The sequence below is a fragment of the Salegentibacter sp. genome (assembly GCF_036568425.1).
Lineage (GTDB): Bacteria > Bacteroidota > Bacteroidia > Flavobacteriales > Flavobacteriaceae > Salegentibacter.
On record NZ_DATCSO010000108.1, the window covers coordinates 1 to 15,975 of the forward strand.

Annotated in this window: 19 protein-coding genes; 11 read left to right on the forward strand and 8 right to left on the reverse strand. The window is 36.4% G+C overall.

Going from position 1 to position 15,975, the window contains the following annotated elements; translation table 11 throughout:
* On the forward strand, positions 1-449 hold a 449-nt coding region (locus VIM94_RS10840; protein WP_332039316.1), incomplete at its 5' end, for an ATP-binding protein.
* 30 nt (positions 450-479) lie between these two features.
* Here VIM94_RS10840 and VIM94_RS10845 read toward each other — a convergent pair.
* From VIM94_RS10845 to VIM94_RS10880, 8 genes are all read right to left on the reverse strand, one after another.
* Positions 480-1,628: a Y-family DNA polymerase gene (locus VIM94_RS10845; protein WP_332039317.1), complete on the reverse strand. Its 1,149-nt coding sequence runs from the start codon at positions 1,626-1,628 to the stop codon at positions 480-482.
* 1 nt (position 1,629) lies between these two features.
* Positions 1,630-2,046, reverse strand: coding sequence for a translesion error-prone DNA polymerase V autoproteolytic subunit (locus tag VIM94_RS10850; RefSeq protein WP_332039318.1), 417 nt, complete (start codon positions 2,044-2,046; stop codon positions 1,630-1,632).
* Positions 2,047-2,262: 216 nt separating this feature from the next.
* Positions 2,263-3,915, reverse strand: a complete 1,653-nt coding sequence (locus VIM94_RS10855; RefSeq protein WP_332039319.1) for a type IV secretory system conjugative DNA transfer family protein — start codon at positions 3,913-3,915, stop codon at positions 2,263-2,265.
* 5 nt (positions 3,916-3,920) lie between these two features.
* The gene (mobB, locus tag VIM94_RS10860) at positions 3,921-4,952 is read right to left on the reverse strand and encodes a MobB family relaxase (RefSeq protein ID WP_332039320.1); all 1,032 of its coding nucleotides are present in this window, start codon (positions 4,950-4,952) and stop codon (positions 3,921-3,923) included.
* A 20-nt stretch (positions 4,953-4,972) separates the two neighbouring features.
* Positions 4,973-5,362 (reverse strand): BfmA/BtgA family mobilization protein, encoded by a 390-nt coding sequence (locus VIM94_RS10865; protein ID WP_332039321.1) that lies wholly within the window; start codon positions 5,360-5,362, stop codon positions 4,973-4,975.
* Positions 5,363-5,899: 537 nt separating this feature from the next.
* Positions 5,900-6,349 (reverse strand): JAB domain-containing protein, encoded by a 450-nt coding sequence (locus tag VIM94_RS10870; RefSeq protein ID WP_332039322.1) that lies wholly within the window; start codon positions 6,347-6,349, stop codon positions 5,900-5,902.
* A gap of 71 nt (positions 6,350-6,420) precedes the next feature.
* A complete protein-coding gene (locus VIM94_RS10875; RefSeq protein ID WP_332039323.1) occupies positions 6,421-6,774 on the reverse strand; it encodes a single-stranded DNA-binding protein in 354 nt (117 codons plus the stop codon).
* 1,037 nt (positions 6,775-7,811) lie between these two features.
* Positions 7,812-8,207 carry a hypothetical protein gene (locus VIM94_RS10880; RefSeq protein WP_332039324.1) on the reverse strand — a complete coding sequence of 132 codons (396 nt, stop codon included), beginning with the start codon at positions 8,205-8,207 and terminating at the stop codon, positions 7,812-7,814.
* Between the two features lie 88 nt (positions 8,208-8,295).
* Between VIM94_RS10880 and xerA the strand changes: the two genes are divergently transcribed.
* From xerA to VIM94_RS10930, 10 genes are all read left to right on the forward strand, one after another.
* A complete protein-coding gene (xerA, locus tag VIM94_RS10885) occupies positions 8,296-9,423 on the forward strand; it encodes a site-specific tyrosine recombinase/integron integrase (protein WP_332039325.1) in 1,128 nt (375 codons plus the stop codon).
* A gap of 105 nt (positions 9,424-9,528) precedes the next feature.
* The gene (locus VIM94_RS10890) at positions 9,529-9,987 is read left to right on the forward strand and encodes a carboxypeptidase-like regulatory domain-containing protein (protein ID WP_332039326.1); all 459 of its coding nucleotides are present in this window, start codon (positions 9,529-9,531) and stop codon (positions 9,985-9,987) included.
* Positions 9,988-10,209: 222 nt separating this feature from the next.
* On the forward strand, positions 10,210-10,629 hold the full coding sequence (locus tag VIM94_RS10895) for a hypothetical protein (RefSeq protein WP_332039327.1): 420 nt from the start codon (positions 10,210-10,212) through the stop codon (positions 10,627-10,629).
* Between the two features lie 206 nt (positions 10,630-10,835).
* On the forward strand, positions 10,836-11,489 hold the full coding sequence (locus VIM94_RS10900) for a hypothetical protein (RefSeq protein WP_332039328.1): 654 nt from the start codon (positions 10,836-10,838) through the stop codon (positions 11,487-11,489).
* 175 nt (positions 11,490-11,664) lie between these two features.
* Entirely contained in the window at positions 11,665-12,096 is a 432-nt protein-coding gene (locus VIM94_RS10905) for a hypothetical protein (RefSeq protein ID WP_332039329.1), read from the forward strand.
* A 251-nt stretch (positions 12,097-12,347) separates the two neighbouring features.
* Positions 12,348-12,779: a carboxypeptidase-like regulatory domain-containing protein gene (locus VIM94_RS10910; protein WP_332039330.1), complete on the forward strand. Its 432-nt coding sequence runs from the start codon at positions 12,348-12,350 to the stop codon at positions 12,777-12,779.
* Between the two features lie 638 nt (positions 12,780-13,417).
* Complete coding sequence (locus tag VIM94_RS10915) at positions 13,418-13,735, forward strand: hypothetical protein (protein WP_332039331.1); 318 nt, start codon at positions 13,418-13,420, stop codon at positions 13,733-13,735.
* Positions 13,736-13,928: 193 nt separating this feature from the next.
* Positions 13,929-14,471 (forward strand): hypothetical protein, encoded by a 543-nt coding sequence (locus tag VIM94_RS10920; protein ID WP_332039332.1) that lies wholly within the window; start codon positions 13,929-13,931, stop codon positions 14,469-14,471.
* Positions 14,472-14,677: 206 nt separating this feature from the next.
* Positions 14,678-15,106, forward strand: coding sequence for a hypothetical protein (locus VIM94_RS10925; protein WP_332039333.1), 429 nt, complete (start codon positions 14,678-14,680; stop codon positions 15,104-15,106).
* Positions 15,107-15,272: 166 nt separating this feature from the next.
* A complete protein-coding gene (locus VIM94_RS10930) occupies positions 15,273-15,827 on the forward strand; it encodes a hypothetical protein (RefSeq protein ID WP_332039334.1) in 555 nt (184 codons plus the stop codon).
* Positions 15,828-15,975: the final 148 nt, after the last annotated feature.

A 15,975-nucleotide genomic window follows, 5' to 3' on the forward strand; every position in this document is an offset into this window, starting at 1 on the left:
CCAGAAAGGAAAACATCATTTTTACTGGGGCTTCCGGGGTTGGTAAAAGTTATTTAGCCCAAGCTATAGGACATCAGGGGTGTATGATGGAATACAAAACCATTTACACCAATACTGCCCGCCTTTTTAAAAAATTAAAACTAAGTAAGGTGGATGGTACTTATCTAAAAGAACTTGGGAAACTCATCAAAGCAGATTTATTAATCCTGGATGATTTTGGACTGCAGAGTTTTGATAACCACGCCAGAGAAACCCTTATGGATATCATCGACGATCGGTACAACAAAGCCTCCACAATAATATCATCACAAATACCCGTATCGGCCTGGTATGATATTATTGGGGAAGGAACTATAGCGGATGCTATTTTGGACAGGATCGTGAACTCCTCACACCGGATTGATCTCAAAGGGGAATCACTAAGAAAAGGAGCTCTAAAGAATGAATAACATTAATTTTTTATATAATTGCAGTATCTTTCAAAGTGGCACTGTTTGACCGAAACAGGTGGCACCATCACTCCGAAATAGCCACCGGGGATCTTCCGCAGAAAATAATGAAAGTTGGATTTGGGAAGCAGGTGTGATTCCCATAATAATTACCCCCGCTTTTTTGTAGTGGTAACCGTTCTTAAATATCTTTTTAAGGCCATATAATGCAGCTTTTGTCAATACCATTGTAGAATTGCTAGGGTTGGAAAGTTTCACTACAATATTGGCGCGATACTGCTTTAGGTCGGTTCTGAAAGGATTGGTAATTAAAAACACATAGACTAAAGTGCAATTTGAATCTTGCTTGCGAAGTTTTGTCGCAGCTTTTGCTGCATAAGTAGCAACCCGCTCCCGAAGATCATCGAATTCGCTATACATTTTATCAAAGCTTCGGGTCACCGCGATATTTTTTTTATTCTTCACTTCTTCAAAATCCAGCGTACTTTCACCAGATAGGTCCCGTTTTAGTCTTAGGCCTACCACACTCATTTTTTTCAGGACATATGCATTCGGTAACTGAATAAATTCCCAGGCGTTTTTTACATTAATGTCCAGTAATCGCTTTTCGTGCTGTCGGCCAATGCCCCATACATCACCAATTTTGGTCCAGCGTAGGGCTTTTTCTTTTTTCTCTTCAGAATCAATGGCGTAAACACTACCGGTACGATCGGAGAATTTCTTCGCGATCTTATTGGCAATTTTTGCCAGGGCTTTTGTAGGAGCCAAGCCAACACTTATAGGAATACCGGTGTGCCTGATTACCCGCTCTACTATTTCCTTACCAATACGCTCCAGGTCGAATAATTCAAAGCCGTTAAACTTAAGAAAAGATTCGTCTATGGAGTAAATTTCAATATCGGGGGTGAATTGAGAGAGTATATTCATTACCCGTCCGCTCATATCTCCGTACAGCGAATAATTACTGGAAAAAACCGAAATTCCTTTAGCTTTAAAATCTTCTTCAAATTGAAAAGCAGGAGCACCCATAGGAATGCCCAATGCCTTAGCTTCATTGCTTCGCGCAATTACACAGCCATCGTTATTGCTCAGCACAACAACAGGTTTATTCCGGAGGGAAGGATCAAAAACCCGTTCACAACTCGCATAGAAATTATTGCAATCAACAAGGGCAAACATATTACAGGTCCTTTATGCAGTGAGTAACGATACCCCAGATCACAAAATCATTTTCGCTGGTGACTTTAATTGGCTGATATTTTTCATTTTCGGCTACCAGCCAAATGATATCCTTTTCAATTTTTATGCGCTTAACGGTAAATTCTCCATCTAAAAAACATACCGCGATATTTTCGTTTTTTGGTTTTAGACTCTTATCGATTACCAACAGATCCCCGTTACCAATCCCGGCACCAATCATACTATCGCCATCCGCCCGCCCGAAGAATGTTGCTTCTTTATTCTTTATTAACTGTTGGTTAAGGTCAATAATATCTTCCAGGTGATCATCGGCCGGGGAGGGGAAACCGGCGGAGATCCCATTAGAAGAAAGAGGCATAATTAAATTATCCAGGGAATATTTTTTGTAAATTTTCATGAGCTAAAGATTGAAATACAAAATTAGGTAAAAATCCAATTATTAGGATATATTCCAATTTAATAATTTGAAAAAAAGTAGGGAGAAACCCTAGTCTGTTTGACCAGTATATTTTTTAATTTAATAGTCTTCAAAACACTTGAAAGACCCACCATTCTAGTAACATATTATGGTGGGTTTTTTATATCTCAATTCAATCACTCCTCTTTGAATAGTTCAACCAGAAACTTCCGGCACTTCATTTCCATCTTCCTCCGAGGCCCTCTCAATTTCACTATCACTGTTCGAAAGTTTAAATATTGATATCGCTTCCTCATAAATTCTATTAAAATTAGCTTCCAAATCAGTTTGTGAATAGTGCTTTGCCTTACCTGGGAATTCTCGCCGAATGTTGGGTAATTTAAACTGTACTTTTTTGTCCACACCATCAGCGTAGGTGATGAACTCGCCTTGTCTTAATCGAAAAAAAACATCTGCTCTTATTTTAGGGATCTCTTTTTCTCCGGTTGTGATACGGGTATCAAAATCTAAACTGTATCCACGATTTACGCTGGTGGTTGGTTTTTTTACTATTTCGAAGAAGCGTTCATAGTATTTGGCAGTGTCCGGATCATTTACTTTTCCGAAGAACTGATAAGAAAGGTTACTTAAAATGGCCTTGCTTGCTTTGTCTCCATACATCATATCGTTCTGGATCTTATCCTGCATTACATATATAGTTGCAATATTATAACTTCTTAGAGTTGCCGGGATGCGTTGCATATTTAGTAATCTAATGGTTGGTGCCTCTTCCATCAACAGGAAAGAAGGTTCAGCTTTTCGCACACTCATTTGTTTAATAATAGTATGGATTATAGTTGCGATAACGGGAGAATAGGAGGTTTCGAACTTGGGATTGTTCACTACGCAAACAACAGCAGGGTTTTCAGGGCTATTAATATTTAATGGCACTTCATCTGCGGAGAGGGTCATAAAAATATTCTGAGTGCTTATGCGTTTCAGTGCATTGGCAAGGGTACTTTTTACTCCTGCAGTTTGTCGTTCAGATTCTCTGCCACTGATAAAAGCGTCTGCCATTGCCCTGGATGTTGTATTGGTCTCTAAAAATTTTATTAGGCTATCGGTATCTAAATACTGGTAAATGGCGATTAGGTGCGGTAAGGTGCAGAATTCCGGATAGGATGTTTTCAGTTTCCAAATTAGTCCTCCTATTAATCCTTCGGCTGCATCATTGAAGAATTTGGAGCTTCCTGAAGCTCCGGACTCCCGTTGTTCCAGGAGATTTTCAATAAGCACCCTGGAAATCTCATTTACACTTTCTTCATTCTCGAGATATCGGGGCGCAATTGGGTTTACCCGGTGAATGATCTTATCAAAAGAAATGATATAAAATGGATTTTGTGAATGCCTAAAAAGAGGGTATGCCATTTCGGTAAGCTCAAAATCCTTATAGTCATGAATGACACCACAGAAATTATGCTTCTGAAAATGTTTCAAAAATCCATAGACCACGCTCTCGGTCTTTCCACTTCCGGCAGATCCGATAATAGACGCTCCACGCTTTATATTATCAATTTTAAAATCCTGGGAATCAGATTTAAATGTTACCTGGTACCTTTCTTCGGCACCTGGATTTGCAATTTTATTGTGAAGAAAAACATACATTATGGTATTGAGCAGTAACAAGGGACACCCCAAATAAAGCACTGCTGTTACGATTCCTTCAGGATAAAAAAAACAGTAGATAGAAACAGAAAGTAAAACCGTATTTAAAATAAAGGCATACCCAGAAAGCCTGTACATTCCGTAGAAAACGGTAGAGGCGAGAATCAGGAAAAAGGTAATATGTATGAGATTATAAACTTCCATTTTATTTAAATTCCGATGGTACTTGATTTAATAGCTATATCAACACCTTTCCTCAACCTATTGAAGACTTTTAAAGCCAGTTGTGCCTTGTTCGTAGGAATCCCAGGCGGCATAGGCATTCCCGATTCCCGAAGAATTTTAAAGGCAATAGCTTTCTCGTTTGTGGGAAGCTTCATCAAAGCGGAAAAATACATCTTCGGATTTCTTATAAATTCTTTCCTCGAATAATAGGATTCAACAAAATTCCTCTGGTAAGCAAAGGTTTTATCAAAAGTCTTCTCCGCATTTTTAAAAAACGTATCCCTATCAAATCCTCGTTTGATCATCTTTCCATTCATTGCCACTTCGGAAGCTTTATATTTACTTCCTGGAGATAAACTATACCGATTGGAGGCATCTTTTCTGCTGACGATAATATGTATATGGCTTTGCGGTCCATCTTTTAGCATTCCCTGAACAATTCGATGTCCGTTTTGTTGGTGGGGTGCTTCTTTTTCCAGTTTATGAATTCGCTGTTGAAGGGATTTAATATTCCCTTCCATCTCGCCGCGTTCGATTTTGCGTATCTCATTTTTGAGTTCCAGGATTTTGGTTGCAAAAGGCTGGTTTTCCCGAACCTGCCTGTCATTACCCTTAAACGCCCTTTGGTGCTCAATCTTTGCGAAATACTTTATATCTCCCAATTCGACCGGTCGGCCATTAATTTCTCTGTTAAAAGAAGAAACGTAATCCTTCATCAGTTCCCTGGTGTATATCTTTAGGTCCTGGTTTTTATCCTGTATTCGATTGAGTTCGTATCTGGAAGGGCTTACGGTTATGGAGTAAAACCGGGGTTCTGTTTTCTCTAATTTTGCGGTATTCCCATCAATTTTCCTTATCACTTCTTCTGCTGAAAATTGATCCCCGTATTGATTGAAAAAGTGTTCCATCTCTTCCATTTCCAGGCCCTGATTCTCTTTCTCGAGGTATCCAACAAAACCGGCTGAACTTTTGGAATATTTCCCTCCCAATTTTTGAGGTGTGATCGTGATATACATAAGCTGATATTTTAGAGCTCTTAATCCCGAGCTTGCTTTTCGGGGAAACGAACTTTCTGTTTTTCTGCTATTACTTTTTTCTCCAGAATGAGAGGTTTCTTTTTAGGCTCGGCCTCTTCAAAAAGAGATTGCATCATTGCTACTGTTGGCTTGGTTTGACTTTTCTCGATATCTTTCAAAATCGCAATAACCCCATTAATTCTTTTTTTAATCAGGTTTTCCAATGTTTCCATTTTCGGGCCCATCACTTCATTTGGTGAAATACTATTCATTTCAAAAAATTCAATCATTGACAACAAAGCCATTGACTGGGATTTAGAAATAGATCGGCTGAACCGTCTAAACTTTCTGGCTACGGAAGACTTAATCTTAAAGGTTTCGAACTTCTCATTTTTATACTTTTTATCCATTTTTTAGTAAAATTTTGCTGGTTTTTCAGGGAGTTCGAAAGGTTTTTAGTAAAAAAAGGACCTATCTATTTATTTAAAATCACCACCATAGATCTTAAGATACTGTACTTCAGTGTTTTAAAATGTAAAAGGAAGTATATAACGTGGCTCTGCCCGTTACCCTCTTGCTATTCCTTTTTGTCCCGCCAGGGCGGGACAAAATTTCATACAATTCTGCCTTCAACCAATACCTGGTTTACAAGGCAGGAAATCCCATAATGATTTTTAGATGTGTACTCTTGTCAGCGAAGTCAAACCAAAATATTAGACAATTAAGTACTTAAAAAAACTACTTTATTTCAGCTCCTTAAAAATAGTTAATAATATGATTTAAAAGTAGTTAAGTCTTGTGTTTTTTCTAAATTTAATATGCCGCTAATTGTAGTTAATTGCCTTTTCTAACAGTTCAGGAATAGTTTTTAGTTCTCATTTTCATCGGTTTTATTTAAATAAAAAAGGCCCTTGAAAACAAAGGCCATTTAAAATAAAAAGGATTTTTTACATTAAACCTTCATCGGCAAAACTGAAGTAATCCCCATCAGGAGTCAGGATCAAGTGATCCAGTACTTTAATATCAAAAAGTTCCCCGGCTTTTTTAATCTTTTCAGTAAGCAATTTATCGGGTTGGCTGGGTTGCAGTGTTCCTGAGGGATGGTTATGGGCGAGGATTATAGCTGTGCTAAGGGTTTTAAGGACTACTGCGAATACAATCCTAATATCTACTAAAGTTCCAGTGATACCTCCCGTAGAGAGCGTATAAATACCTTTTACCTTATTGGAATTATTAAGCAGCAACATTTTAAAACTTTCGTAGAGTTCAATATTGTTTTTATCCCAGTGCTCAAACAGCATGTTTGCGGCATCCCGGGAAGAAGATATTTTAGGAAGTAATTTTGTTTTAATACTTCCGCTATACCTAATTGCGATTTCATTAACTTTGGTTTCCATTACAATCTTATTTAAGGGTTGATAATGAAAGAGGGCGCTACTTTCCACGGGAACGCCCTCTTTGCTTTTTATTAGATAGTTTCTTGTTTTCCAACTGAGCTACCCAATAGAAGGATCTCATGCACCAGTATTTCGGTGATGTATTGTTTTTCTCGGGCTTCATTTTCATAAGAGCGGTAAGTTAGTTTGCCTTTAATGGCGATCTCTTTTCCTTTAGAGATATACTTATTTGCAAGTTCTGCCTGCTTAGCCCAGGCCACAAGTTGGTGCCACTGTGTTTCCTGAACTTTCTCACCATCTTTAAAAAATTGTTCATTGGTTGCCAGAGAGAATCGAGTAACCAACATGCCTTTTTCAAACCTGTGAGATTTAGGATCTTCCCCTACGTGTCCAATTAATTGTACTGTGTTTCTAAGCGTTTTCATAACTAAAAGATTTAAAGGTTTATAATTGATTTTTAACTGATTTACTCGATAATCGAGATTTAAATACTCTAAGGCTTGGCTCGATTTTGATTTTATTTCTTCTCTAATTGCTTTTTGAGCTTTTTTGAAGTGATTTACTTATTGTATCCTGAGCGTTTTCCTTTTTTGATTTTTTTAATTCCGCTTTCTTTTTGTGGATTTCGTATGATTTCATTTTCCGTATTTAGATTTACTTCCCGTAGCGCCTTCACTGTTACCTTTTTTTGATGCTGATACACTTTCAGGATTTAGAATTAGGGAGGACTTATATATAGGGAGCGTAGGGACCGGCTTTATGCAGTCCGGACTAACTTCTAAATCTTGGTATTTTGCATTACAGAAAAAGGCAGTGGCAGTGGAGGCCAGGGGAGATTCTAATATAAATGGGAAGAATACAGATGGAACAGGAAGCGGAATTAAATTAATATTAAGATCCTTTTCAAGGACTTAAGTGGAAAACCAGAACCGGGAGTGAAGCGTTTCCACCATTTGCGTGGAAGAAGCGGAGTGGGAGGTGGCGGTTTTCCACTTGTGTCCGGTTCTTTCTTTAATGAAGCTCTTTTCCCTGGAGGCACGGAAGGGGAATGTGCTGAGTGGTGTACTGGAAAGATCAGCTTTGTTCTAAATATTTACTTTTTAGTACTTTTCTTAATATATTGTTAATAATTATTAAAAATATTTTAGTCTATGGGATAGATTATTTTTAATTTTGATATCCCTACAGTTTATAATTAAAATTTTTTATGTCCTGAAAGTTAAGTCTGATTCTTTTTTAAGAGTCAGTAAAGATATTTTCAGGATAAAGAAAAAAGAGGCGGAAAGATTCTTGGCAACTTCTACATAGCTTAAGAAAAAATGGATGATTTATCGCAGAATCTTAGGACATCAATGGGATTGACGGCGGCGAAGCCATGTAGTTTCCCTGCTATTTCCGAAGAGAAATTTGAAAAAATATTTAGATAATTATTTTAGGAAAATTGAGGTGTATTTGAAACGGGTTATGGATTTTTGCTTCTTTCCATATAAGCTTGCCAGGTAACGAGGACATATTTTTTTCTTCCATTTTCAATTCTTGTGAGGAATCCGAATTCGTAGACGAAAAGATAAACATCTGCGTTTTTATTTTTCCAGTAGTGGGTGAAAAAATCGGGGTTAAAGCCTTGTTGGATTAATGTATTAGCCCTAACTGTTGCTTTTCCGGCTTTATTATAAGTTTTAAGGAGCCTCCGATTGGTTTTTAGTTGTTTATCTACGCGGGCATAAAAACTATAATTGTCTTCCTGCATTTTTCGGTAGTGCCATGCGCTTTTACAATAAGGGTCACAGAATTTTTTGTCACTTCGTCCCTGGAGTTCTTGTTCGCAAGCAAGGCAATATTTTTGTTTACGGCGCATAGTATTCGCTTTAATCGTATAATATACGAATAATATACTCCTATGGGTGATTTACCAGGTATTTTTACTTATAAAGTTTAACCCGGCCATGGAGAATAAGTATATCACCCTGAAGCATTTAATGTTCCAACAGCGGAAATATATAGGCTTGCAGTTTTATACAGACAAGGTGTTGCTGGCAATGGTAAAAGAGTTGCCGGATGTGGAGTGGAGTGAGGAGTATAATATGTATTATTTGCCTAACAAGCCTAAAAACCTTGATGCGATCTATAAACAATTTAGAGGTGTTGCCTGGATAAACTGCAATTATTTTTTTCCTAAGAGCAGCTTAGGCCGTGATAACCCTGAAGTGGATGTTAGTAGTTTAAAGAATCGGGAAGTAAAAGAGGGCTTACTTAGCTGTCCGGCTTCTTATTTAGAAAAATTGGAATTAAAGCGTTACGCAAAGAGTACGGTTAATACTTATGTATGTTGCTTTGAAGCTTTCCTTAATCATTACAAGGACCGCAAGCTGGAGGATCTTAATGAATTGGACATTAGGGCCTATCTTCAGCAGCTCATTAAACAAGGCTATTCAAATTCCAGCATAAACCAGGCGATTAATGCTATTAAGTTTTATTATGAGGTGGTTTTGGAAATGCCCAACAGGTTTTATGCGATTGAGCGACCCCGAAAGGAAACCAAACTACCCAAAGTCCTGGCTAAAGAAGAAGTATTGGCAATTATAGATCGCGCTAATAATATTAAGCATCGCTGTATAATTAGCCTTCTTTATTCTGCGGGCTTAAGAAGAAGTGAGGTGTTAGAACTAAAACCCGAAGATATTAATGGTAAGCGAATGGTGATTTGTGTAAGATCGGCCAAAGGAAATAAAGATCGTTATACCTTGTTATCGCATACCTTGCTTAAGGAATTACGGGAGTATTATCTGGAATGGCGTCCCAGGCATTATCTTTTCGAGGGACCCCGGGGTGAAAGGTATTCAGCCGAAAGTGTTACTCAAATAGTTAGAAAGGCTTCAAAAAAAGCAAAGATCAAGAAGCGGGTAACCCCACATATGCTAAGGCATTCCTTTGCCACACATTTACTGGAAGCCGGGACCGATTTAAGGTATATTCAATTACTTTTAGGACATAACAGTACGAAAACCACAGAAATTTACACCCATGTGGCCACAAATGTGTATAAAAACATAAGAAATCCCTTAGATTTGTAAAAGACATAAAAGAAATAAATGTAATAGTGCATTTATTGGGACGTTAGCGGTCAGCTCAAAACTGACTGACGAGATGGACATACTGACTAAAAAAATATTATTGGAATGAAAAAGTTTTTAATACTTTTTATTGTATTCAGTGTTTCGGCAAGTAGTCTTTACTCCCAGCACAAAACCGTTAAAGGAAGGGTGATTACGGACCAATTAGAAACTATGCCAGGTGTGTTAATTAGGATTAATGACACGGTTGAAGTTGGCACAACAAATTTAGACGGATTTTTTCATATTGAAATACCAGCTTCCGTGAAAAAAATTTCATTTAGGTATGTTGGAGTTGATCCTACATCTATAGAGGTTTCAGAGGAATGTGATAAAACTGAGGTTGTAATGATGTTAACAGGTACTGATGACTTTAAGACCTTAAAACGTGCTGAGAGGAAGAGAAAAAAGAGATATAAAAAGCTCCCAGAAATCCACAGAAAGGCATTTCTAAATGGAATTTTTGAAACCGCAAAGGCTTGTTTTAATCGAGAGTTTGAACCATATTATTTGGATGGAAATTAACCGGTAAAAACCTTTTATATAATTTAATTTTAGGTAAAGCAACGAGATACAGGGAATTGAAATAAGCCGAACCGCTAACAACATATAAAAACAATGCTTATTTTTTTATCGAATCGAAACTCCTTGCTCGCTTGCTCAGCGGATTGTCCTGCGGACAATCACCCACGCCAGCTCGCACAGTTTTTATACGGGACGTTGGCAAACATTTAATGAAACCCAATTATGAAGATTAAATTCAACGAAAACGAAAAAACAATTGAAATAAAAGACGGATTGAAACAGCAATATTTTCTAATGAAAATGGCGTTGATTTTTACTTTAATTAATTCTGTAATTAATTCTGTTCTCTTTCCTTTGTTCGTATTAAACGAAAAGCAGTTAAAATGGATGGGGTTTATCTGGATAATCCTGGGAATAACTTCAACGGGCATTCTTATTTATCACCGACTAAAGAAAACGGCATCTGACAAACTTGATATATCGGACATCAGTATGCTAACTGAAAAGCAAATTTTTGGACGAAAAAGGTTCAGCCTAAAACTGAAAAATGGGAAGTTTAGAGATTTAATGGAGATGAAGAAAGAATCTGATATTATAGAAATGAAAAAGTTGTTTGAAGAGGTTGGAATTAAAACGACCTGAATAAAAAACGATTTGCCAACAACATATAAAAACAATGCTAAATCAGTCTCAATTCGAAACTCCGTGCTCGCTTACAACGTCTGATTTTCCTGCGGAAAATCGTCCTTGACAATCGCCGCACTGTTTTTATACGAGACGTTAGGGCACATTGTGCGAAACAATAAAGAACATACAAAATCAGAACTTTTCTTATAAACCAAGTAAAAATGCGTGTAGTTCTTCCTCTTATAATCCTTCTACAGCTATCCTGTTCAACAGTCGGACAAAATAAATCCGATTCCATTAATGAAAAGGAAATAATGATAGAGCTTTTGCCAATATTGGTGGAAGAGCTTTATACCGACTTTCGACTCTCTTTACCACCACCGCCGCCACCATCGAACGAGAAGGACAGTGTAGAAATTATTAGGCAGTGGGAAAAGGAGTACCTTGAAAAGGTTGAAGAGATAAAAAAGGATACGTCACTAATAGTAATTGCTGTATATGACACTATTTATGAATTAGATGAAAGAGAAAGACAAAAGATTACTTCTCATTTTACAGAAGTTGACAGCGTTCCAAATTCTGACTATAAAACTGGGTACAAAATTGAACTGAATAAGGTTAGGAGTGATAAATTCAGATTTAAGTATCGTTCCGAATTTCCCGAGGGACGGGAGATATGGAGAAAAGATTATCCATTTCTCTTCTCTGGGATTGCAACTTTTTCAAGGATACAATTTGATGAATCTGGAAAATTTGGAGTTTTGACTGCAACCTACGGATGCGGAAAATTATGTGGTCATTCTGCAACTATTTTTCTCAGAAGAGATAGTGTTGGATGGAAAATTGACGACATTATAATAACAGGGATTTCCTAAAATAAAACGTGCCCTAACAACATATAAAAACAATGCTTCATCCTGTCTCAACTCAAAGGTTCGTCCTCGCTTGCTTTGCGGATTGTCCTGCGGACAATCACGCTCGCACGCTCGCACAGTTTTTATACGGGACGTTGTAAAACATTAGGACTACCTGAAACTAAAAATATTTTTAATGAAAAAACTATTTTTGATTCTTTTGATTTTGAGTTCCTGCGGCACAGGAAATAAAAAAAATAATCCTATTGAAGGTATTTTCACCTTAGATTTTCAAAGTAATTTTTCCAAAGATTCTACCACTCTTTTTATCAATGATTGCCTAATTTTTGAAAATGTAATTTTAGAAAGTGATAAAATAGATGGTGTTACCAATATGAGTATTGAATTGAAACAGCATAAGAATTCCGGTGTTATTGTGGATATAAATGGTAAGGAGCAAATAACTTGCAAAGGAGCTGTTAAACCTTTAAGACTAAAAATTATAGTGAATCAGGTTGTAAACAATTTGTACTTGGATTTGGAAAGAGGAAAATATATAGGTTTTGATAAAACGTTTGAAAACAAGTTAAAACTTAACCAATCCTATTATCCTTTCGAGTATGATTAAAACAGTATTATGTAAATAATCCCATAACTGACTTCTTTCCTAGGGCGCCAGAACTATTTGAAAATTTTTGTTTTGGAAAAGAACGCCGGATTTTAATTAAAATGTTCAGAAAAACGTTTTACAACAATATATAAAAACTATGCTCAAACCTGTCTCAAATCGAAACTCCGTGCCCGCTTGCTTAGCAGATTGTCCTGCGGACAATCAAGCTCGCCCGCTCGCACAGTTTTTATACGAGACGTTACCTGCAAATGAAAAAACTTATTTTAATATTGCTTATTCTGATTTCGAACCCAGCGTTATCCCAGGTGGATGAATCGGATTCAAATTTTCGGGAATTTAAAGGAAAAGTAATAGGAACTTTAGGAGAACCTTTAGTTGCCCAGACAGTAATGATAAAAGGAACCCAGATTGGTGGACAAACTGATTTGGACGGGAATTTCTGTTTACTGTTGCCGAAAGGACTGACAGTTTATATTGAAATTCCTTTACTCAATTATGATACTTTTAGGGAGATCAAACCGACTGATGAATCGATTGTCATAGAATTAAAAAAGAAGCAGAATAAGTCTTCGAGAGTCGTTAAAAATTGGAAAAAAAGGAGTTCTGACCTGACTCGACAACTTCAAGAGCTTTATAAAAGTGAAGAATTTAAAAAAGCGGATAAGAAAATCTGCAGGTAACAATATATAAAAACAATGCTTAAACCTATCTAGAATCGAAATTCTGTGCTCGCTTGCAATGCTTGATTGTCCTGCGGACAATCAAGCTCGCCAGCTCGCACTGTTTTTATACGAGACGTTGCCAACAATGCGGAGAACTAATCATTAATCTTAATTTTAAGCCTGGAAAAATGTCAATATTTATCCAAAATTAATGGTTATTAAAGTTGACGAAATAAAGATAAATCTGACTATTAGCAAACAATGAACCTAGCCATTAGTATTATATCTCTTATATTGTTGATAGTGCAAATATTTTATATTCGAAATTGGACGCGGAGAAGAAGAAAATATAATAGGAGTGGAAAAATAGAGCTGACTGACATTTCTTCTATGGCAAAAATTGGAGCAGTAACTTTAATATTATTATTTGTAACAATCTTTTTCTCATTAAAATATTTATCGGACTAAATCTCTGACAACGATTGAGGATAAAAAAGCACAGTTGGCAACAGTATATAAAAACAATGCTCAAAACAGTCTCAAACCGTAAGTCCGTGCTCGCTTGCTTTGCGGATTGTCCTGCGGACAATCACGCTCGCCTGCTCGCACAGTTTTTATACGAGACGTTGCCTGCAAGTTTAACTAAATTGATAATTATGAAACAAATAAAGAGATTGTGCTTTTTTCTGACAATTCTGACCGTTGCTATTAGCTGCGAGACAGAGACAGAAATTAGTGACAAAGGAGAGTCCGCAAAGTTATATTATACGCCTGACTGCGCAACAATAAACGGATACATCATATTGGATGGCAGTAATGAAACCTATGTTTTTCAACACGAAATCGATGAACAATTTCAGGAAACTGAAATCGATGTCTGGGTACAGTATGATATTGAAACGGAGCCTATACCACTGACGGCTGAGTGTACACAAGCTGATGTAATTATTATTAATTCTCTTCAAAAGAAGTAAACAGTTATAATTATTTTCAATCCCTCGAGGATCAAAGAAAAAAAACCAGCAGGCAACAATATATAAAAACAATGCTCAAACCTGTCTCAAATAGAAACATCGTGCTCGCTTGCAACGCCTGATTGTCCTGCGGACAATTACGCTCGCCAGCTCGCACAGTTTTTATACGAGACGTTGCCCACAATTTAGAAAAATGAAGAAAATCATATTGTGTTTAAGTCTGACATTAACGAGCCTTGCTTATGCACAAAACAATTCAATTCACAATGAACGTTACGATGTGATTAATGCGTTGTATGAAAGTTTTGACGTTGAAAAATATGGGAAAGTAAAACTCGATAAAAAATTCTTTCCTTTTTTGGGGCTGGGCGTAATTATATCAGATCAAGAATTAATAGAAGATCTAATGGGCAGCTGTGTGGATCTAGAAAAGAATAAATACTACTCATATTCAGATATCTTGTCTCCGCAAGAAATTGCGGAATTAGGTACTCAAATCAGCTCATTTGGAGATTATAAAAAATTGGATAGGAAGCTCCTTACAGATAAAGTGAAATTGGTAAGAGATAGGAATAACATCCATCAGGCAATTACTCTTCCTTTAGTCTATAAAACCAAAGCAATCATTTATCGGACTAATAAGAATAGTGAAGAAACTCTGTTTGTTTTAGTAAAGGAAAATGAAAAATGGAATGTCAGATGTGTAAAACATATTTACACTCATTTTGAAGACTGATTAAAACTGTGGGCAACAATAAATAACACAAATTGCGGAATTCCTCTTAAAAATGGCATTTTTGACTACCTTTAAAGTAAAGACATTAACGGACAAATTTGAATTCCCAAGCCGCAACTTGTGTTATTCGAGCCGTTGTGTGCAAGTGAAAAAAAATACTTCAATTAAATTTATAAATTAGATAAAACTTTAAAAACCAAAACGTTATGAAATCTTCTAAAAAATCCGGCTTATTACATTTAATTGTACTTGCCATAATAATGACCTTTTCAGCTTCCGACTTGTTTGCACAAGAAAGTAAAGAAATTAAGTTGAGTGAATTTTTATTAGTTGTCCAAAACTCGGACAATAACAAAATAGCAATGGAGTGCAAAGAAGGTTGCGCCTGGAAAACTTTGTCTTATAATCTATCGGACGATAGTAAACCTCAGGCTATTGATGAATATGGAATGACTGATTTAGATAAAGTAAATCCTCAAGAAGATGCGGAACTTTCTAATTTTCTTTTCACTGTAGAAAGAAAGGGTAATAAACTATTTTTTAAGGGAGTCGAAGGTACTGCGTGGACTGAATTAAGTTTCTCTATTTCTCCAAAAAAAGAACAGGCTATTAATCAAATGGGAATGACAGAATAACTTCTTCTCTTTGGGGCATAAAAAACCTGCACACAACAACATATAAAAACAATACTTAAACCTGTCTCAATTCGAAAGTCCGTGCTCGCTTGCTGCGTCTGATTGTCCTGCGGACAATCACGCGCGCCAGCTCGCACAGTTTTTATACGAGACGTTGCCCGTAATTATGAAAAAACTGACTAACTATTTTACTATAATCTTTATAGCTTTACTTATAAGTTGTACAAACGAAAAATCTGATTCGAAAAAGGGATTCGAGACTGATTATAAAGATTCTGAAGAGCTAAAACTCGGAATTCTCAGTGAGATCTCAAAAGTTGAATTTTTAAGAGAAGATGATAAATATGGAGAATGGGGTGGAGATGTAGATGTAATTGATATTTATAAAAATAAGGATGAAATTTTCGCTAATTACAAAAGATATGTAGGAAAAACTACTCCGCCTCCACCACCAGATGATACGAAAATGATTAAAAAGTGGTACGAATATAAGTCCCTTGAGAATAAAATTGACAGCATTAAATTAAGTGAAAACGAAAAGAGATTAGTAGAAACAATTTTTAGTGATCTTCTAAAAAATAAAATGAAAAATGACAACATTCCAATTGATGGATATTATAATAGTGTAATTGCAAGTGACTCAAGTTTGGTAATCATTGATTATAATTCTTTTGAATGGAGCTCCTTTATGGATTTAAAAACTGAATTGACGAAAAAATAACTACGGGCAATAACTAAGCGTTCGTGTGGCCGGAACGGCCGAACATGAACGCACTGTTGACTAAACCGGTTCTTTGCTGGTTAATTATATATGGGGATTAGCCTGTTTTTGAGAGATTGATTTTTTAGAGTAGAAGACTGAAACCTCT